Source organism: Aeromicrobium sp. 50.2.37 (assembly GCF_024655735.1).
In the GTDB taxonomy this organism is placed as follows: domain Bacteria; phylum Actinomycetota; class Actinomycetes; order Propionibacteriales; family Nocardioidaceae; genus Aeromicrobium.
The window spans coordinates 16,065-34,358 of record NZ_JANLGG010000005.1 but is presented as its reverse complement, the minus strand read 5'-3'; the positions used below and the strand labels follow the sequence as shown (position 1 = coordinate 34,358).

At 71.1% G+C, this 18,294-nt stretch carries 13 protein-coding genes; 5 read left to right on the top strand and 8 right to left on the bottom strand.

The window, feature by feature from the left end; all coding sequences use genetic code 11:
- Positions 1-3: 3 nt before the first annotated feature.
- From NUV38_RS04040 to NUV38_RS04015, 6 genes are all read right to left on the bottom strand, one after another.
- Positions 4-387 (bottom strand): phage holin family protein, encoded by a 384-nt coding sequence (locus tag NUV38_RS04040; RefSeq protein ID WP_257727878.1) that lies wholly within the window; start codon positions 385-387, stop codon positions 4-6.
- Between the two features lie 47 nt (positions 388-434).
- Positions 435-2,786, bottom strand: coding sequence for a SpoIID/LytB domain-containing protein (locus NUV38_RS04035; protein ID WP_257727877.1), 2,352 nt, complete (start codon positions 2,784-2,786; stop codon positions 435-437).
- Between the two features lie 121 nt (positions 2,787-2,907).
- Positions 2,908-4,263 carry an NAD(P)H-quinone dehydrogenase gene (locus NUV38_RS04030; RefSeq protein ID WP_257727876.1) on the bottom strand — a complete coding sequence of 452 codons (1,356 nt, stop codon included), beginning with the start codon at positions 4,261-4,263 and terminating at the stop codon, positions 2,908-2,910.
- A 51-nt stretch (positions 4,264-4,314) separates the two neighbouring features.
- The gene (gene mfd / locus NUV38_RS04025; RefSeq protein WP_257727875.1) at positions 4,315-7,800 is read right to left on the bottom strand and encodes a transcription-repair coupling factor; all 3,486 of its coding nucleotides are present in this window, start codon (positions 7,798-7,800) and stop codon (positions 4,315-4,317) included.
- Entirely contained in the window at positions 7,801-8,367 is a 567-nt protein-coding gene (gene pth / locus NUV38_RS04020) for an aminoacyl-tRNA hydrolase (protein WP_257727874.1), read from the bottom strand.
- Positions 8,364-9,041 carry a 50S ribosomal protein L25/general stress protein Ctc gene (locus tag NUV38_RS04015; protein ID WP_257727873.1) on the bottom strand — a complete coding sequence of 226 codons (678 nt, stop codon included), beginning with the start codon at positions 9,039-9,041 and terminating at the stop codon, positions 8,364-8,366. The genes pth and NUV38_RS04015 overlap by 4 nt, the downstream gene beginning before the upstream one ends.
- A gap of 258 nt (positions 9,042-9,299) precedes the next feature.
- Between NUV38_RS04015 and NUV38_RS04010 the strand changes: the two genes are divergently transcribed.
- The 4 genes from NUV38_RS04010 (at position 9,300) to NUV38_RS03995 (ending at position 14,506) form a co-directional block, all read left to right on the top strand.
- Positions 9,300-11,099: a cell wall metabolism sensor histidine kinase WalK gene (locus tag NUV38_RS04010; RefSeq protein ID WP_257727872.1), complete on the top strand. Its 1,800-nt coding sequence runs from the start codon at positions 9,300-9,302 to the stop codon at positions 11,097-11,099.
- The gene (locus NUV38_RS04005) at positions 11,099-12,178 is read left to right on the top strand and encodes a diguanylate cyclase domain-containing protein (RefSeq protein WP_257727871.1); all 1,080 of its coding nucleotides are present in this window, start codon (positions 11,099-11,101) and stop codon (positions 12,176-12,178) included. The genes NUV38_RS04010 and NUV38_RS04005 overlap by 1 nt, the downstream gene beginning before the upstream one ends.
- Positions 12,179-12,273: 95 nt before the next feature.
- Positions 12,274-13,734, top strand: a complete 1,461-nt coding sequence (locus NUV38_RS04000; protein WP_257727870.1) for a glycosyltransferase — start codon at positions 12,274-12,276, stop codon at positions 13,732-13,734.
- Between the two features lie 52 nt (positions 13,735-13,786).
- Positions 13,787-14,506: a hypothetical protein gene (locus NUV38_RS03995; RefSeq protein WP_257727869.1), complete on the top strand. Its 720-nt coding sequence runs from the start codon at positions 13,787-13,789 to the stop codon at positions 14,504-14,506.
- Between the two features lie 60 nt (positions 14,507-14,566).
- Here the strand turns inward: NUV38_RS03995 and NUV38_RS03990 are convergent, their stop codons facing one another.
- Complete coding sequence (locus tag NUV38_RS03990; protein ID WP_257727868.1) at positions 14,567-15,658, bottom strand: response regulator transcription factor; 1,092 nt, start codon at positions 15,656-15,658, stop codon at positions 14,567-14,569.
- Positions 15,659-15,724: 66 nt separating this feature from the next.
- Positions 15,725-16,717 (bottom strand): glycoside hydrolase family 6 protein, encoded by a 993-nt coding sequence (locus tag NUV38_RS03985; protein WP_257727867.1) that lies wholly within the window; start codon positions 16,715-16,717, stop codon positions 15,725-15,727.
- 130 nt (positions 16,718-16,847) lie between these two features.
- Between NUV38_RS03985 and NUV38_RS03980 the strand changes: the two genes are divergently transcribed.
- Positions 16,848-18,287, top strand: coding sequence for a carboxypeptidase-like regulatory domain-containing protein (locus NUV38_RS03980; protein ID WP_257727866.1), 1,440 nt, complete (start codon positions 16,848-16,850; stop codon positions 18,285-18,287).
- The last annotated feature ends 7 nt before the right edge of the window (positions 18,288-18,294 follow it).

Sequence of the window (18,294 nt, the reverse complement as noted above, 5' to 3'; positions counted from 1 at the left end):
CGCTCAGGCCTCGACGGGCGGCACGTCCGCCGGGGCCTGGGTGTCGACCTCGCCGTAGGCCACCCCTGCGGCCCAGACGACCAGGATCACGATCGCCCAGGTCCACGGTCCCTCGATCTCGAACCCGCGGCGAGGCACCACGGCGTCCGTCAGCACGAGGGCCGCTGCGGTGACGGCCAAGCCTCCCAGGACCGCCGACGGTCTCGCCAGACGATCGTCCAGCGTCGCCGAGACACGCCTGAGCGCGACCGCCAGCGCCGTGAAGAGAGCCACGGCAGCGACGAACCCACCGAGGCGGATATCGAAGTAGGGCAGGAGAAGTGCGGCCGCGGCGAATGAGGCGGCGTTCGCCAGTGCTGCGAGAGCGAACGACCGGAGCAAGGACATGCGTCCCAGTATGCGCGGGCCCGTTGCTACGAAGCCTGCCGGCCCTGTCAGCGGAATCGCAGATATGCCGACTTCAAGCCCAGACCGAAGCGCAGCTCGGGTCCCGTCACGGTGATAGTCTTCTTCGAGCCCACGACCTGCGCCGCATCCACTCGACCGCCCCACGCTCCGACCCCGGAGCGCTTGGTGATCTTGATCGACCTGAACGTGCCGATCGAGGGGAACGCCTTCTGCACCGCGCTCGCCGCGACGGAGGCGGTCCAGCTCGAGTTCGGGTTCCCGCTCCAGGAGTCGTACGGATCGGTCTTCACCTTGAGATACGGCTGGCCACCGGAGGCACTGACGCCACCCGAGGATGACGAGTACTGGGTCAGTGCCGGTGCACCGTCAAAGGTCAGGATGTCGCCAGCGGTCTCACGCACGGCCACGTCGGTCGACCCGGTCTCACCGGCGACCCCCTTGTAAACTTGGCAGGACGTGGTGTCGCAGATGTCGTAGGCGCGGGTCGGAGCGAGCGCCCGCGCAGCGTATGTGCGAGCAGCGACGGCCTGGGCCTTCAGGGCCTCCTTCTTCCAGCTCGAAGGCATCTCGGCCGCCACAACGCCGCGCAAGTAGTTCTCGAGCGTCAGGACGTTGAGGGTCGTCCGCTTTGTCGAGCCCGACGAGGGGGGAGCCGACCGCACGATGCTGCGGTACCCGAGGCTCTTGCCGTTCGGCATCACGAGACGGATCACGCCGCCGGAGACCTCGAACTGCCCCCAGCCCGTCCAGGACGCGCGGAACGACTTCCATGTGCCCTTCTCGCGGTACTGCAGAACGGTGCGCTTCTGGTCCGACGCGACCCGCACCATCCGCCAGCGCTCGATGGTGGTGCCACGGGTCGTCTTCGTCGGAAGCGACGTGCTGGGCTTGCCGATCTGGCGGGCTCGCATGGAGCTGGCCGGGAGGACGGTGACCGTGGGGTCCGTCGCCGCACTCAACAGCACCCGCACCGAGCCGCCCTTTTCGATGCGCTTCGTCCCGGGGTAGTAGGTCGAGAGGATCGTGGCGTAACCAACACCTTCACGCGCGGCGCCCTGGGCTCCGTACTGGCTCATGCCGATCCCGTGGCCGAAGCCGCGGCCCTCGAGGGCGATCTTGCCGCTCGAGAGGCGTGAGACGTCGCCGGTCGACGCCGTAGCCGAGGGCGTCGAAGTCGGGGTGGGCGTCGCGGTTGGGGTGGGCGTCGCGGCCGCACCGTCGAGTCGCTTCGCCACCAGGCTCCGCAAACCACCCGACTGCGTCAGCCACGCGTATCCATAGCGTCCGGGGCACGCCGTGCTCTTCACGTCGCGGTGCCCCATGATCCGATTGACCTTCTTGCCCCCGAGGGAGTACGTGCCGGTCGCCTTCAGGCCGGCGAGCGAGTGTCGCCACGCGATGAGGTCGGCGACCGCGGTCTTCATGGCCGTGGGGACCTGCGCGACGTCGTAGTTGCCCATCATCGAGACGCCGACCGTGCGCTCGTTGGCGGCATTCACTCCGGAGTGAGCGCCGCGCACCATCTTCGTGATGCCGCCCTTGCGGCCCTCGAAGATCTGGCCGTACTTGTCGACGAGGAAGTTGTAGCCGATGTCGCACCAGCCCTGGCTGCCCGTGTGGTAGGCCTGCGTGGAACGCACGATGCCGGCGGACTGAGCCTTGGTGTAGCTGTTCGAGCCGGCGGTGTGGTGCAGCGTCGTGCCGAGCATGGAGGCCCCGTACACCGGCGCACTGCAGGACGACCCGCTCTTGGCACCCCACGAGGCGCGGCTGATGATCTTCGGCTGGCCGACAGCGGCCGCCGTCGGCACGACCGCGCTGCCGTTCTCGCCGTCGGTGACCGTGGACACCCGCACACCGCTCGGCGACCGCCCGGACGGGGTGCTGACGCGGACGTCCACGCCGTCGGACTCCCCGACCCAGAGCGGGTCGGTTCCGGGCCGCACGTCGGTGGACGCGGGATCGGTCGGTGAGGTCTCCAGGGTGGTCCAGTCGCTCCAGCCGTCGGCCAGCGAGCGCCAGCGCACCTCGACCGTCGGCTCCTCGTCGGTCGATCCGGCGTCCCACGTCACTCCCAGGAGCGAGAAGGTCTTGGTCGATCGGGTCAGCTCCGCGGCCGCCTCGGGCTCGTCGACCTCGGGCTCGTCCGCCTCGGGCTCGGGGGTGCTCGGCGACGCCTCCTGGTCGGGGCGTGCCTCGTCGTCGGTCCCATCGACCGGGGGCACCACGGTCTCGGTCACCTCGGCGGGCTTCGCCTCGGCGGTGACGACGGCCGGGGCCGGGGTCGCGGCATCGGAGGTGGAGACGAGAGAGGCCGCCGCGACGGCGGCGACGACGGCGAACGGGACAGTTCGCCGGACCAAGGTCCAGGGGCGCATGGGGAAGACCGATCCTGTGACAGATGTGACGGATGTGACGAGCTAGCGAGGCCAACGGAACCACACATCGGCGGCGACTTCCACCCGTGTGAGTGAACTACACGCCTGTCATTTCCGCAGGTCAGCGGGGGTGCAGGCTGCGAGCCGCCTCCGCCACCGAACCCGACAGCGACGGGTACACCGTGAAGGCGTCGGCCACTTGGTCGACCGTCAGGGAGGCGGACACGGCGAGCGAGACGGCATGAATCAGCTCGCTCGCTCGCGGTCCCACCACCACTCCCCCCACCACGACGCCCATGCCGCGGCGCGAGAAGAGCTTGACGAAGCCGTGACGGACGCCCTGCATCTTGGCGCGCGCGTTCGTCGCCAGGGGCAGCATCACGACGTCGACGTGCAGGCCGGCCTCGTCGATCTTGCGCTGCGACAGGCCGACGGTCGCGATCTCCGGCGACGTGAAGATGTTGCTCGAGACCTTCTGCAGGTCGAGCGGGTGCACGGCGTCACCGAGCAGGTGCGCCATGGCGATGCGGCCCTGCTGGGCCGCGACGGAGGCGAGCATGAGCACCCCGGTGCAGTCGCCGGCCGCGTAGATGCCGGGCACGCTCGTGCGCGAGACACGGTCCACGCGCACGAAGCCGTTCTCGTCGAGCGCGACGCCGGCCTCCTCCAGCCCGAGGTCCGCGGTGTTCGGGATGGAGCCGAGGGCGAGCAGGCAGTGCGACCCGACCACCTCGCGCCCGTCGGTGAGCGTGACCACGACCTGGTCGCCGTCGCGCCGCACGGAGGCCATGCGGGACTGGCCCATGACCGTCATGCCGCGCTCGGTGAAGACGTCCTCGATGAGCTCGGCGGCGTCCTCGTCCTCACCGGGCAGCACCCGGTCGCGGCTCGAGACGAGGGTGACGCGGGCGTCGAGACCGTTGTAGGCACTCGCGAACTCCGCACCGGTGACGCCCGACCCCACGACGATCATGTGGTCCGGGATCTCGCGCAGCGCGTAGACCTGCTCCCACGTGAGGATCCGCTCGCCGTCGGGGAGCGCGTCGGGGCTGACCCGAGGGTGCGCTCCGGTGGCGACCAGCACGGCGTCGGCCTGGATGGTGCGACCGTCGACCTCGACGGAACCGGCGGAGACCAGCCGGGCGGATCCCTTGACGAACTCGATGCCCTCGCGCTCGAGGCGTCCGGCGATGTCGGCGGACTGGGCGAGCGCCAGCCTCATGACCCGGTCGTTCACCGCGGCGAGGTCGGCGCGGACGTCACGCGGGACCTCGACCCCCAGCTCGGCCGAGGACTCGACCTCGGTCAGCAGGTCCGACGTCGCGATGAGCGTCTTGCTGGGCACGCAGTCCGTGAGGACGGTCGAGCCACCCAGGCCGTCGCGTTCGACGACGGTGACCTGGGCCCCCAGACGCGCCGCCACGAGCGCGGCCTCGTAGCCGCCTGGTCCCCCGCCGATGATCACCACATGAGTCACGGCGCCATTCTCGCACCGTGCGGCGCCCTGCCCCGCCGGGGGCGGCGCTGCTCAGGCGACGAGGGTCTGCACCACGGTGTCGACCCACTCGAGGAGCTCGCGCCCCCGCAGCGGACGACCGCCCACGGCGGCCGTGCGTGGCGCCGGGACGAGTGCCACGTCGGTGGCCGGCTTGTAGATGCTCTTCGGGTACACCCGTCGCAGCCGCATCTGCGCCGACTCCGGGAGCGAGAGCCCACCGAAGCGGATCTGCGACCCGGCGGAGGTGACCTCGGTGAGGCCGGCGGCGCGCACCGCGACCCGCAGCCGCGCGACGTCGAGCAGCACCTCGGCGACCTCCGGCGGCTCGCCGTAGCGGTCCACCAGCTCGGCACGCAGCTCGGCGACGTCGTCGAGGGAACGGACGTCGGCCAGACGCTTGTACATCTCCAGGCGCAGCCGCTCGCTCGGCACGTAGTCGTGCGGCAGGTGCGCCTCGACCGGGAGCTCGAGCTTGACCTCGCGCGCACCCTGCGGCCCGGACTCGCCCTCGCCGCGGATCTCCGCGACCGCCTCGCCGACGAGCCGGACGTACAGGTCGAACCCGACGTCGGCGATGTGCCCGGACTGCTCCCCGCCGAGCAGGTTGCCGGCACCGCGGATCTCGAGGTCCTTCATGGCCACCTGCATGCCGCCGCCGAGCTCGGAGTGCTGGGCGATGGTGGCCAGTCGGTCGTGCGCGGTCTCGGTGAGCGGCTTGTCGGGCGGGTACAGGAAGTAGGCGTAGGCGCGCTCGCGACCTCGGCCCACGCGGCCACGGAGCTGGTGCAGCTGCGACAGGCCGAGGGTGTCGGACCGCTCGATGATCATGGTGTTGGCGTTGGAGACGTCGAGTCCCGACTCCACGATGGTCGTGCAGACGAGCACGTCGTAGCGCTTCTCCCAGAAGTCGACCATCACCTTCTCGAGCTGGTGCTCGCCCATCTGGCCGTGCGCGGCCGCGATGCGTGCCTCCGGCACGAGCTCACCGAGCCGCCGGACGACCGTGTCGATCGACTGCACCCGGTTGTGGATGAAGAACGCCTGGCCCTCGCGCAGGAGCTCGCGCCTGATCGCCGCGGCGACCTGCTTGTCGTCGTAGGCGCCGACGAAGGACAGCACCGGGTGGCGCTCCTCCGGAGGCGTGGCGATGGTCGACATCTCGCGGATCCCCGTGACGGCCATCTCGAGGGTGCGCGGGATCGGGGTGGCCGACATGGCCAGCACGTCGACGGCCGCCCGCAGGTGCTTGAGGGCCTCCTTGTGCTCGACGCCGAAGCGCTGCTCCTCGTCGACGATGACGAGTCCGAGGTCCTTGATGCGGACACCGGGCTGAAGCAGACGGTGGGTGCCGACCACGAGGTCGACGCTGCCGTCGGCCAGGCCGTCGAGCGTGGCCTGCGACTCCTTCTCGGTCTGGAACCGCGACAGGGGCTTGATCGTGACCGGGAACTGTCCGAAGCGCTCGGCGAAGGTGGCGTAGTGCTGCTGCACGAGCAGGGTGGTCGGCACCAGCAGGATCACCTGCTTGCCGTCCTGGATGGCCTTGAACGCCGCGCGCACTGCGATCTCGGTCTTGCCGTAGCCGACGTCGCCGCAGACGAGCCGGTCCATCGGGACCTGTCGCTCCATGTCGCGCTTGACCTCGTCGATCGTGATGAGCTGGTCGGGCGTCTCGACGAACGCGAACGCGTCCTCGAGCTCGGCCTGCCACGGCGTGTCGGGGCCGAAGGCGTGCCCCTTCGTGGACTGCCGTGCGGCGTAGAGCTTGATCAGCTCGCCGGCGATCTGTCGGACGGCCTTGCGCGCCTTGTTCTTGCGCGCCGTCCAGTCCGCGCCGCCCAGCTTGTCCAGGCTGGGGCTCTCGCCGCCGACGTAGCGGCTGACCAGGTCCAGCTGGTCCATGGGCACGAACAACCGGTCACCGGGCTGGCCGCGCTTGCTGGGGGCGTACTCGATCACGAGGTACTCGCGGGCCGCGCCCTGGATGGTGCGGTTGACGAGCTCGACGTACCGACCAACGCCGTGCTGCTCGTGCACGACGTGGTCGCCCGCCTTGAGCTCGAGCGGGTCGACCTGCTTGCGGCGGCGCACGGGCATGCTCGAGCGGTCGGGACGCTCGGCGGCCCGCTGGGCCACGAGGTCGTCGTGCGTGAGCAGCACGGCCTTCTCGGCGACGAGGCCGTGGTCCACGTCGGCCACGAGCACCGCCACGACACCGCTCCCCGTCTCCGGCGCCGGGGCGTCCCCGTCGACGAGAGTGGCAGGCACGTCGTGCTCGGCCAGCCACTCGACCGTGCGCTGGGCCTGCCCGGCGGCCGGGGCGGCCACCACGACGAACCGGCCGTCGGCCAACCAGCCGCGGACGTCGGCGACGGCTTGCTCGGTGTCGCCGCGGTACAGCGGCGCGGCCTCGGCGGGCACCACGACGGTCTCGTCGTCGTCGAGGCCGAACGGCGACAGGTTCCACCACGCCTGGCCCCTGGCCAACGCGACCGCACGGACCTCCTCGAGCCCCTTGAACGCTGCTGCGCCGAGGTCGATGGGCGCCTCGGCACCGGTGGCCGCAGCCGCCCACGACGCCTGCAGGAACTCCTCGTTCGTGGCGTTCAGGTCGGCGGCGCGGGCCCGCACCTTCTCGGGGTCGTTGACGACGACCACGGCATCGGCGGGCAGGACCTCCACGAGCAGCTCGAGCTCGTCGACGAGGACGGGAGAGAGCGACTCCATGCCCTCGACCGCGTGCCCCTCGGCCACCTTGCCGAACAGCTCGGCCAGCGCGGGGTGCTCGGTGGCGAGCGCCGCGGCGCGGGCACGGACCTGGTCGGTCAGCAGCAGCTCACGGCACGGCGGCGCCCAGAGGCGCTCCACCGCGTCGGTGGTGCGCTGGTCGGCGACGGAGAACCACCGGATCTCCTCGACCTCGTCGCCCCAGAAGTCGATGCGCAGCGGGTGGTTCTCCGTGGGCGGGAAGACGTCGACGATGCCGCCGCGCACCGCGAACTCGCCGCGACGCTCCACGAGGTCGACCCGCACGTAGGCGGCAGCGGCCAGGTCACGCACCACGTCGTCGAGCGGGGCCTGCTGACCGACCACGAGCTCGACCGGGGTGAGGTCGGCCAGGCCGGCCACCTGCGGCTGGAGGATCGACCGCACCGGGGCCACCACCACCCGTACGGGCGGCGCGCCGGCGCCGGGGTGGGCCAGCCGCCGCAGGACGGCGAGGCGCCGGCCCACGGTGTCGGAGCGCGGCGACAGCCGTTCGTGCGGGAGCGTCTCCCACGCCGGGTACACCACCACGGCGTCGTCGCCGAGCAGCACCGAGAGGTCGGCGGCGAGCTCGTCGGCCTCGCGGGCCGTGGGGGTGACGGCGAGGACGGTGGAGGCGTCGGCCGCGGCACGGGCCACGAAGGGCCGCAACGCGGCCGGCCCCTGCAGCGTGACGGTGCGCGGGCGCTGCGACACGACGTCGGCGAGCGACCCGGCCAGGTGGGGCGAGAGAAGAGCGTGGAGGTCCATCTACCGGTTGAACGCGCTCTGGGTCTCGGATAGTCCTCGCGTGAGGAGGCTCTCGACGGCGTCGGCCGCCTCCTCCAGCAGCACGGGCAGCTCCTTGCGCTCGGTGGACGAGTACGGCTTCAGCACGAAGTCGTGCACGCTCTGGCGACCGGGCGGACGACCGATGCCCACGCGGACCCGGTGGAAGTCACCGGTGCCGATCGACTGGCGGATCGACTTCAGCCCGTTGTGGCCGTTGTCGCCGCCGCCGAGCTTCAGACGCAGTGCACCGAAGTCGATGTCGAGCTCGTCGTGGACCACCACGAGGTGCTCGGGCTCGACGTCGAAGTACGACGCCAGGGTCTTGACCGGTCCGCCGCTCTCGTTCATGTACGAGCGCGCGCGGCCGAGCACGGCGCGCTCACCGGCGATGCGCCCCTCGACGACCTCGGCGCGGCCCGAGGTGTGGGCCTTGAACCGACCGCCCATGCGGTCGGCGAGCACGTCGGCCACGAGGTAGCCCACGTTGTGCCGGGTGGCGGCGTACGTGGGGCCCGGGTTCCCGAGCCCCACGACCAGCCAGGTCACGACTCGGAGTCGGCGTCCTCGGCAGGCGCCTCGGCGTCGTCACCCTCGGCGGCCTCGGCGGCCTCGTCGTCGGACTCGTCACGCTCGATGCCGGCCTCGGCCTCGGCCTCCTCCAGCTCGGCCTCGACCTCCTCGGCGGTGGGCGCAGCGGTCACGTTGACGATGAGCAGGTCGTCGTCGACGACGAGGGTCGAGCCCTCGGGCAGCGTGAGGTCGGAGGCGAGCACCTGGGCGCCGACCTCGAGGCCCTCGACGGACACCTCGAGCGACTCCGGGATGGCCGTGGCCTCCGCCTCGAGGGAGACGCTGGAGTTCTCGAGCACCACGAGGGTGCCGGGCGCTGCCTCGCCCTCGAGGTGCACGGGCACGTCGACGGTGACCTTCTCGCCCTTCTTGACGATGAGCAGGTCGGCGTGCTCGATGAAGCCCTTGAGCGGGTCGCGCTGGACCTGCTTGGGGATCGCGAGGTGGGTGGTCGAGCCGAGCGCGATGGAGAGCAGCGCGTTGCTGTTCTTCAGCGCGAGCATGAGCGCGTGGCCCGGCAGGGTGACGTGCACCGGGTCGCTGCCGTGCCCGTACAGCACGGCGGGCACCTGGTCGGCACGACGGATGCGACGGGCAGCGCCCTTGCCGAACTCGGTACGGGTCTCTGCGGGGATCTTGATCTCGGCCACGGGAAGCTCCTGGGGGTGGTGGTGCGGGAAGACGTGTTGGGGCGACCGTGTGAACGGTCGGGACGTCGCGACAGGCGCTCGAACACGACACTCCGTGGAGCGCCCTGTCGATCACGGTCGGACGGGCCGACCCTCGCCGAGGCAACTGCCGCAGCCTACCGCAGCCGTTCCTTGCCGGTGAAATCGGCCACCGTCCGCACCAGGTCGACCTCACCCGAAGCGCCCTCGTGCCCGGCCTGGAATTGCTAGGGTTTCCCCATGCCGATGCCGATCATCCCGGGACGTCCGGGACGGGTCGCGTCGGCCGACGACGCCCCACTCCACGAGTCCCCGCTGCACGACGCACAGCCCCAGGTCGCGCCCAGCGAGGTCTTCGCCGCGCAGTTCCTGTTCCTCACGGCGCTCGCCTTCCCGGTCGTCGCCGCGATCGCCACCTCGTTGCCGGCCCATCCCGCCGTGTTCACCGTCGGCGTCGTCCTGGCCGGGCTCACGGCCATCCTGTCGGCCCTGCTCGGCTCGCTCGGGATCGAGCGCCGCGGCGCCACGGTCGTCGCGGCGACCCTCATCTGCCTGCTGGACGTCGTGGTCTGCAGCCTGCTCTTCTTCGCCGCACCGGGGTCGGGCTTCTTCGTCCTCGCGGTCCTGCCGGTGGCCTGGGTCGCGGTCCAGCTCCCGACGCCCCCGCGCGTCATCGTGCTCACGGCGAGCCTCGTCGGCCTGCTCACGGCCCAGGCCGTCAAGGACCTGAACGGCGACCAGCCCTGGCGGGCCGGCGTGGCGACGGTGCTCAACCTCGGCCTGCTCCTGTGCATGTCGTCGTGGGCGGGAAGCCGCTGGACCCGGCGGAACGCCGCGCAACGACGCCTCCTGGAGGCCCAGACCCGTCTCGTGGGGTCGGCGCTGGACTCAGCACGCACCCAGGAGCGGGTGCTCGCGGAGGTGCTCGACGTCGTCGACTTCGTGGTGGTGACGTTCAACGCCGACGGCACCACGTCGGCCAATCGGGCCGCCGAGGACCTGGCCCGTCGCATCGGGGCGATCGACGCCGCGTCGGTCGTGCGCGACGGGCCGTTCTACCTCCCGGACGGAACCACCCCCCTGCCCTCGCGGTCCCACCCGCTCACGCTGTCCCGGGCGGGCGAGGAGGTCGAGCGGGCCCTGGTGCGCCTCGGTCATCCCGGCCCGACGCAGGTCCCGCTCCACGTGAGCGTGCGCCGCGTGGCCAGCCATCGGTCGGAGCGGTACGTCGTGGTAGCCCGCGACGTGAGCCGCGAGCTGGCGGACGAGCAGGCACGCGACGACGCTGTCGCGGCCGTGTCCCACGAGATCAGGACGCCCCTCACGTCAGCCCTCGGCTACCTGGAGCTCGCACTCGCCGAGCCGGACCTCGGCGACGAGGCACGTGAGCTGATGGAGGTCGCGCTCGAGAACACCGAGCGCATGCTGGCGCTCTCGCGAGACTTCCTGACCGCCCGCAGCCGCACCCCGGGCGTCCCCCTCAGGATCGTGCGCGAGTCCTGCATCCCCAGCGCGGTGGTCCGCCAAGCGGTCGAGGGCGTCCGTCCCGTGGCCACCGAACGTCTGGTCACGGTCCGCATCGACGCCGCGACCGAGGTCGAGATCGCTGCCGATCCGCTGCGTCTGCGCCAGGTCGTTGACAACCTGCTCACCAACGCCGTCAAGTACAACCGGTACGACGGCACCATCGACGTGTCGGTCCGCGAGGCGACGCGCGCACGACCGACTGAGGGCGACGACGGCGCCGGCTCGCCTCGCGGGTCCGCCTCGGTCCCCGGGGTGGAGATCGTCGTCGCGGACACCGGCCACGGCATGACCGAGGAGGAGCTGCAGGCTCTCTTCACCCGCTTCTACCGCACGCGCGGCGCACGTGACTCCGGGGTGCAGGGCACCGGCCTCGGGCTGAGCATCGCTCAGCAGATCGTCGAGGCGCACGGTGGCGTCATCGACATCCGGAGCCGACCAGAGCAGGGCACCACGGTCTCGGTGTGGCTGCCCACCTCCGCCGACGCCTCGTCGGCGGAGCAGGACGTGGCCTGATGACCTCGTCGGAGCTGTTCCTCGCCGGGACCCTCACCGTCTTCCTCGCGGTCGCGGTGCCGTTCGCCCTGACGACCGCCCTGCGGCACAACGACCCGGCCAACCGACTCTGGTGCGGAAGCCTCATGGCGGCCCTCGGTGCAGGTCTCGCGCCGCTCATCGAGCAGACGTTCGTGCAGACGGTGGACGTCGAGGCCGCGGGCGCCGCGTGTTCCGTGATGACCCTGGGTCTGATGTGGTCGGGAGTGCGCTGGTTCCGCGGCGCCACGCCTCTGCCGGCGGCCCCCCTCCTGGTCGCCGCCGCCGTGCTTGTCGCTTGGTTCACCCTCTCCGCCGTCGGGTCGGCCGTCATCCCGTCGGGCTACCTCGCCGCGTCGGGCTTCGCGATCGCCACGATCGTGGAGCTGCACCGCGGTCCCATGCGCCTGAACGTCAACGTCAGCCTCCTGCAGGTCGTCCTCGGCCTCTTCGCCGCCGCCGCGACGATCCACTCCCTCGTCCACCGCAGCGACAGCGGCTCCACCGTGGTCCCCGCGACGTTCCTGGTCGTCGCGACCACCGTCGGCCTGCAGCTGCTGGTGTCCATGCGCGCCGAGCGGGACGGAGCATGGTGGTCCGAGGACCACGGCACGGGACGCGTGTTCGGCGTGCACTCCCGGGAGCAGTTCATGGAGGCCGCTGCCGACCGACTCGGGCGCCTGGAGCTGCGCGGCGGACAAGCCGCGCTCCTGGTGGCCGAGGTCACCGACCTCGTGCAGCTGAACGAGGCCTTCGGTCGACGCGGCGGCGACCTCGCCCTCTCCACCCTCGCCGACACCCTGCGTCGTCACGTGCCCGCCTGGTCGGTGCTGGGCTACCTGGGCGGCGGCCGGTTCGCCGTCCTCGCCCCGGCGGACTCGCCCGAGCGCGCGGCGGAGATCGCCGCCGCCGTCGAGCACGCCCTCTACACCCGGTCCGCGGAGCCGGGCCAGACCCACGACGTCCCGGTCCCGGTGCTGCTCGGCACGGCCGACACCTTCACGTCACGCGCCGACCTGGGCGCGCTGATGACGGCAGCGGAGACCGCCCGCCGCGCTTGAGGCAATCTTGAGCAGACCTTGATCACGCACCGGGGCGAAACCTGAGCGTGAGGCACCAGGCTGGTCGGACCGACCGATCCCTGCAGGAGCCCTCAGTGTCGTACGACCCCAGCGGACCCATGGACCGCCACCCGCTCGCCTTCGACGCCTCCCCCGAGGCGCTGCACCGCGCGCTCGGCGCCGCCGTCGAGGAGGTGGCCGGAAGCATCAAGCCCCGTGCCACCGTGGCCTGCGTCGTCCCCTCCTACAACGAGGCCGAGACGATCGCGTCCGTCCTGGACTCCCTGCTCGTGCAGACCCGCCTGCCGGACGTGATCCACGTCGTCGTGAACAACACGACCGACGAGACCGTCGAGATCGCCAGCCACTACGCCGGGCAGCACGTGCTGGACCGACCGGAGGGCACCCAGCTGGTCGAGATCTTCGTGCACGACATCGGCGAGAACCCCGACAAGAAGGTCGGCGCGCTCAACTACGGCTTCTTCCTGGCGGAGGGCTGCGACTACATCATCGGCGTCGACGGCGACACCACGCCCGAGCCGACCGCGATCAAGGACCTCGTCGACGAGATCATGAGCGACGACCGCATCGGCGGCATCTCCGCGATCTACAGCATCGACGACAGCGCCCTGCCCACCGCGATGTCCCGGTTCCTCACCGCCGGCCAGCGGGCCCAGTTCGCAGCCTTCAACATGCAGAACCTGCTGCGCGGCCGGAACATGGCCGTCCTCGGTGGCCAGTTCTCCATCTTCTCCACGCAGGCCCTGCGCGACGTCATGACGCTGACCCACCAGCGCGCACCGTGGGTCAAGGACAGCGAGGTCGAGGACTCCCTGCTGTCGCTGCAGATCAAGAGCGCCGGCTACCTGACGAAGATCAGCGCCACCGCCCGCGCCCACGTGGGCGGCATGAACACCCTGCGCGCCCTCGACGCGCAGCAGGTGAAGTGGAACTTCGGCGCGATCGAGCTGATGTGGCCGGGGCAGCGCGGCGACACCAAGGGCCAGCCCTTCCACCCGAACCTTCGGCTTCGCTGGTTCGAGCACCTCTCGATGGTGCTCAACATCATCACGCGCGGCATGTTCTTCTCCCTCCTCCTCGCCAGCCTGTCGATCGATGCCTTCGTGTTCAGCCCGTGGTGGCTCATCCCGCCGGCCGTCGCGATCCTGCTCAACTACCGGGTCGCGCGCTCCATGCACTACGGGCACCGTCGGGACATCCTGTTCGCCGTGCTCCTGTTCCCCGCCGAGATCTACATGTGGATCCGGATCGGACACTTCGTGCGCGCGTGGACGAAGTTCGCGAGCCGCAAGCAGACCGACAACTGGGCCGCCCAGGCGAAGGCCGAGCGTGGCTCGGGCAACAGCTACCTGTACCCCTTCGCCATCGCGCTGCTCGTGTTCGCGGCCGCAGCCGCCGCGTGGATGCAGCTGCCGATCGGGCTGAAGTCCGACGTGCTCTCCGTCGGCTGGCCGATCCTCGGCGTCATCACCGTGTCCCAGACCTTCTGGATGGGCATCAAGATCCTGCGCAACTACCGTGGCTACACGGTGTGAGCGCCTCACCGACCACCACCTCGCACCCCAGCGTCCCCGAAGGAACCCTCCCGTGACCAGCGCCCAGCACCGCACCGCCCGCCGGCCCCTCGCCGCCGTGGTGACCTCCGTCGTCCTCGCCCTCGTGCTCTCCTCGTGCGGCGTCCTGAAGGAGGATGCGCCGCAGGCCAGCACGCCGACTCCGACCGCCTCCGCCACCGCGGCGTTCGACTCGCAGTTCACCCGCGACGGGACGTTCCAGTCGCACGTCAAGGTCGGCTCGATGGACTTCGTCTACACGATCTGGCCGACCAAGTCGACGCCGCGCACCAACGAGTGGTACCCCGGCGGCGACAAGTACTTCTCCTTCACGCTCCAGTCCTACGACCTCTCCCGCAAGCTCCGCGACAAGTTCAGCAAGAAGCGCAAGGTCTACCTCGACCGCATCGAGGTGACGTCGGTGACCACCACGCCCTCCGGGACCGTCGAGAACCCCTACGAGCTCGACGAGGAGGCGAAGAAGATCACCTTCGACCCGCAGCCGGTCTCCACCAAGTACGGCATGCTCATCACCTCGCCCAAGGGTGCGTTCGAGCTGCGCAACCAGAAGATCGGCCCGCTGGCCGCCGACACCCAGGGCGTCACGCTCACCTTCAGCGCGACGGTCTGGATCCAGAAGTCACGCGGCAGCGACGAGTACGAGCCGGAGCTGGTGACTCAGGAGGTCCCCATCGCGATCTTCGCCTCGAAGAAGCCGACCGAGGCCCAGAAGATCCCGATCAACGCCAACTGACGGCAGCACCCCGAGCGGTGCGGGCGCGGGCTCCTTCGGAGCTCGCGCCCTCGGTGCGACTCAGCCGTCCTCGGCCATGCGGTAGCCGACGCCGCGCACGGTCTCGATCCAGCGTGGGGTGGTGCTGGAGTCGCCGAGCTTGCGACGGATGTTGGCCATGTGCACCTCGACGGCGCGCTTGTCGGCCTCGTTCACGAAGTAGGTCGTGACGTAGTTCTGGCCGCGCAGCGTGAGGACGAGGTCGGCCTTGCTCCGGACCCGGCGTCCGGTCGACAGCAGCGAGGCGACGAGGTCGAACTCGGTCCGGGTGAGGTCGACGTTGCGACCGTCGACCACGACCGTGCGCGTGTCCACGTTCACGGCGAGACCGTTGGAACGGAGCCAGGCGTCCGGACCGGTGGCGGAGGCCGCAGCGACACCCGCGCTCACGGAGGGGGCGTGGGCGACGCCCACGCGACCCGCGGAGGACCAGCCGCCGTCGGACGGCGGTGATGCCGGGGCGGAGTGCACCGGGTGGGCGGACGCGTGAGGAGGGTGGGCCTGCGCCTCCGCGTGCTGGGCCGCAGGGTGCTGCTGGACCGCAGCGTGCTGTGCCGCAGGGTGCTGGGAGGCTGCCTGGTGGGCAGCGGCCGCCGACGGCGCGACCTCGCGCTGGGGCAGGTCCTGCTCGACGTCGGACCCCGCGGGCTGGGCCCCCTGCTGGGGCTGCACCGGCGCGGGCGGCTCCGGACGGGTCCGGTCGGACGCACCGGCCGCAGCCGTCGTCGTCGCGTGCTGACGGGGGCGACGCATCACGGACTCGATCCGGGCGCGGAGCTCACGGGGCCGGAACGGCTTCACGAGGTAGTCGTCGGCGCCGGAGTCGAGACCCTGGACGACATCGATCTCGTCGTCCAGGCCGGTGAGCATGATGATGTAGGTGGAGCTGAACTCGCGGATCAGCTTGGCGGCCGCGAACCCGTCCATGCCGGGCATGTTGACGTCGAGGGTGGTGAGCTCGGGGTCGTGGGCGCGAACCGCCTCGACGCCCTCGGCGCCGTCCTTGGTCAGGATGACCTCGAAGCCACTCCGGACGAGGATCGTGCGCAGGAGGTGCCGGACGTCGGCGTCATCCTCGATGACGACCGCAAGGCGTGCAGAACTCTCTCCCATGGGTCGAGCGTAGCAACGACGGCGTCCTTCGCCCCTGAAACCACAGGAATGCGCTGCGGGTCACCTTCACCAGCCCGCAGCGCGGGCGAGCTCGAGGGCCCGCGCGGTCCACCACGTGCCGGCCGCGGGGCCCCCGCCGCACGCGCCGTCGCTCTCACCGGGCGGCTTGATCCAGAGCGAGGCGTCCAGGTGACCGTCGCCGACCGAGGGCTCGCGCCCGAGGGCCCGGCCGGGAGGATTGCACCACTGCCCGTCGGACCCGTTCCCGTTGCGTCCGGTGTCGATCACGTAGTGCCCACCACCGAGCGCGTCGACCACCGCGTCGGCGTACGCACGTTCCGACGCGTCGTCGGCGTAGAAGGAGACGTTGGTGGAGAAGCCGCGGGCGTCCTCCACTCCAGCCTGCTGGAGACGACCGGCCATCTCCTCCGGGGCGATCCACCCCGAGTGGCCGGCGTCGAGATAGGTCGTGACGTCCGCGTCGACGAAGGCGTCGACGGCGTCCCCCAGCAGCGCGATCCGTTCGTCGGGATCGGCACACTCCCCCGCGTCGGCCAGCGCGTCCGGCTCGACCACGACGGCGGAGGTCCCGATGCCGTCGGCGCCGTCGGCCGCCGCCCGCACCCAGTCGCGGTACTGGTCGGGCGGGAGGCCACCGGCCGACTCCTGACCGCTGCAGTCGCGGTCGGCGATGCCGTAGAGGACGAAGAGCGCGACCGAGTCCTCGTCGCGGGCCTGGACGGCGATGCGCCGCACGTGGTCCTCGACGGTGTCGACCGGCGTCGCCTCGGGGGTCAGCCAGACAGCAGTCGGCGTGGAGGCGAGCCGGTCCAGGATCCTGGCGTCGTCCCCTGCGGCGGCGGCAGCCGCGCGCGCCGCCTGCGACTGCCGGTCGACGTGCACGGCGGAGGACTCGAAGGGGTTGGACCCCTGGGGTCCCCCCGGCCAGAAGGGTGGCCGGACGGGCACGCCCAGCAGGTTCAGGGCGACGACGAGGGCGACGACGGCGGCGACGGCCGTACCGACGATCTCCAGGCGTCGCGTACGCCGGCTCTGCACTCGCACTCCTCCCTCAGGCTTCGCTCAAGATTACCTTCAGATCGTGCAAGGTCGGGGTCGATCCCACTTTCCCGGACCTAGACTCCCGAACGGGAGTCAGGCGCTGTGACGCGCCACCGGAGAGGGAGTCATGAACACGGACGCACGTCGTCGTGGCGCGCGCGCCGCCATCGTCCTGGCGGTCGCCGGCCTGCTGCTGGGACTCACGTCCCCCGTGGTCGCCGCTGAGCCGACCGGGTGGGTCGCCGGCGACATCAAGGAACGCGTCGGCACGAGCACCCGCTACCTGTCCGGCATCAAGGTGCGGATCTTCACGTCGGGCTGGGGCTACCTCCGCGAGGTCCGCGCCAAGGGGACCGCGTACTCCCTCGACCTGCCCCCCGGCGACTACATCCTCCAGTTCACCGACACCCGGCCACGCTACGACGTCAAGGCGCACGTGGACGTCGACGTCCGTGTGCACGTCGAGGCCGGCGAGGGCACCCAGCGCGACGTGACGATGCGTCGCGGCGGCGCCTTCACCGGAACCGTCCGCGGCGGCGGGAAGGTGGCAGGCGGGGCACGGGTCCTCGCCGTCGAGAACGTGCCCGCCGGCGTCAACGGCCGGACGTACGAGGTCAAGGCCAACAGCCGTGGACAGTACGCCATCGGCGGTCTGCCGAACGCCCGCTTCACCCTGTTCACGTACGACCGCGCCCTGCGCTGGACGGGGCCGGGCCGGGCTGCCGGCGCCGCCAACTACGGGGTCGTGAAGTCGGTCAACATCTCCCTTCGGACACGCGCCGGCGCCATGGTCGGGCGCGTCTATCGCGGAGACAACGCCCTGATCGCCACGAGCCCGTGGGTGACGCTCGTGCACCGGACCACCGGCCAGTTCTGGGTCGTCAAGGTGACGCGTGGACGCTTCAGCGTCCGCGGCCTCCACCCGGGCGCCTACCGGGTCCAGGTGCCCGGCACCGACGGCTACCTCGGTCGCACGGTGAACCTGCGGGGATCGGTGCGCTCCAAGCGTGTGGTGAACACGTCGGTCAAGCTCAGCCAGAAGGGCGGGAGCCTGAGCGGGCTCGTGCTCGACGCCAAGACCGGCATGCCCGCCAAGGGCGTGAAGGTCTCGGCCTACGACGGGCACGGCGTGCAGCACGGCAAGGTCGAGACCGACGCCGCGGGTCGGTTTACGGTCGGCGGGACGCTCCCGACCGCCACCTGCGACGTCACCATCGTGATCGAGGACGAGGTCGAGAAGAAGTGGGAGCCGGTGCGGCTCAACGGGCTGAACGTCCTGCAGGGCATGACCATCGCGGCCAACCAGCCCCTGCTGCCCGACAGCACGTGCCGCCAGTCGCTCGCGGTCGAGGACGGCCAACCGTTCATGCTGGTGCGCTCGCCCGTGTTCCCGTGGCCGTCCGCGACACCCACGCCCAGCGCGACGCCCACGCCCACGCCCACGCCCACGCCCACGCCCACACCTACACCTACGCCCACGCCGAGCGCGACGTCCACCCCCAGCGCGACGCCGACGGCCACCCCGACCCCGAGCCCGACGGCAACCGTCGCAGCGGGAGCCAGCTGACCGCGTC

Coding starts and splice junctions, on each gene's coding strand:
- NUV38_RS04040 (WP_257727878.1), bottom strand. CDS start 387: ATGTCCTTGCTCCGGTCGTTCGCTCTCGCAGCACTGGCGAACGCCGCC.
- NUV38_RS04035 (WP_257727877.1), bottom strand. CDS start 2,786: ATGCGCCCCTGGACCTTGGTCCGGCGAACTGTCCCGTTCGCCGTCGTC.
- mfd (WP_257727875.1), bottom strand. CDS start 7,800: ATGGACCTCCACGCTCTTCTCTCGCCCCACCTGGCCGGGTCGCTCGCC.
- NUV38_RS04010 (WP_257727872.1), top strand. CDS start 9,300: ATGCCGATGCCGATCATCCCGGGACGTCCGGGACGGGTCGCGTCGGCC.
- NUV38_RS04005 (WP_257727871.1), top strand. CDS start 11,099: ATGACCTCGTCGGAGCTGTTCCTCGCCGGGACCCTCACCGTCTTCCTC.
- NUV38_RS03990 (WP_257727868.1), bottom strand. CDS start 15,658: ATGGGAGAGAGTTCTGCACGCCTTGCGGTCGTCATCGAGGATGACGCC.
- NUV38_RS03980 (WP_257727866.1), top strand. CDS start 16,848: ATGAACACGGACGCACGTCGTCGTGGCGCGCGCGCCGCCATCGTCCTG.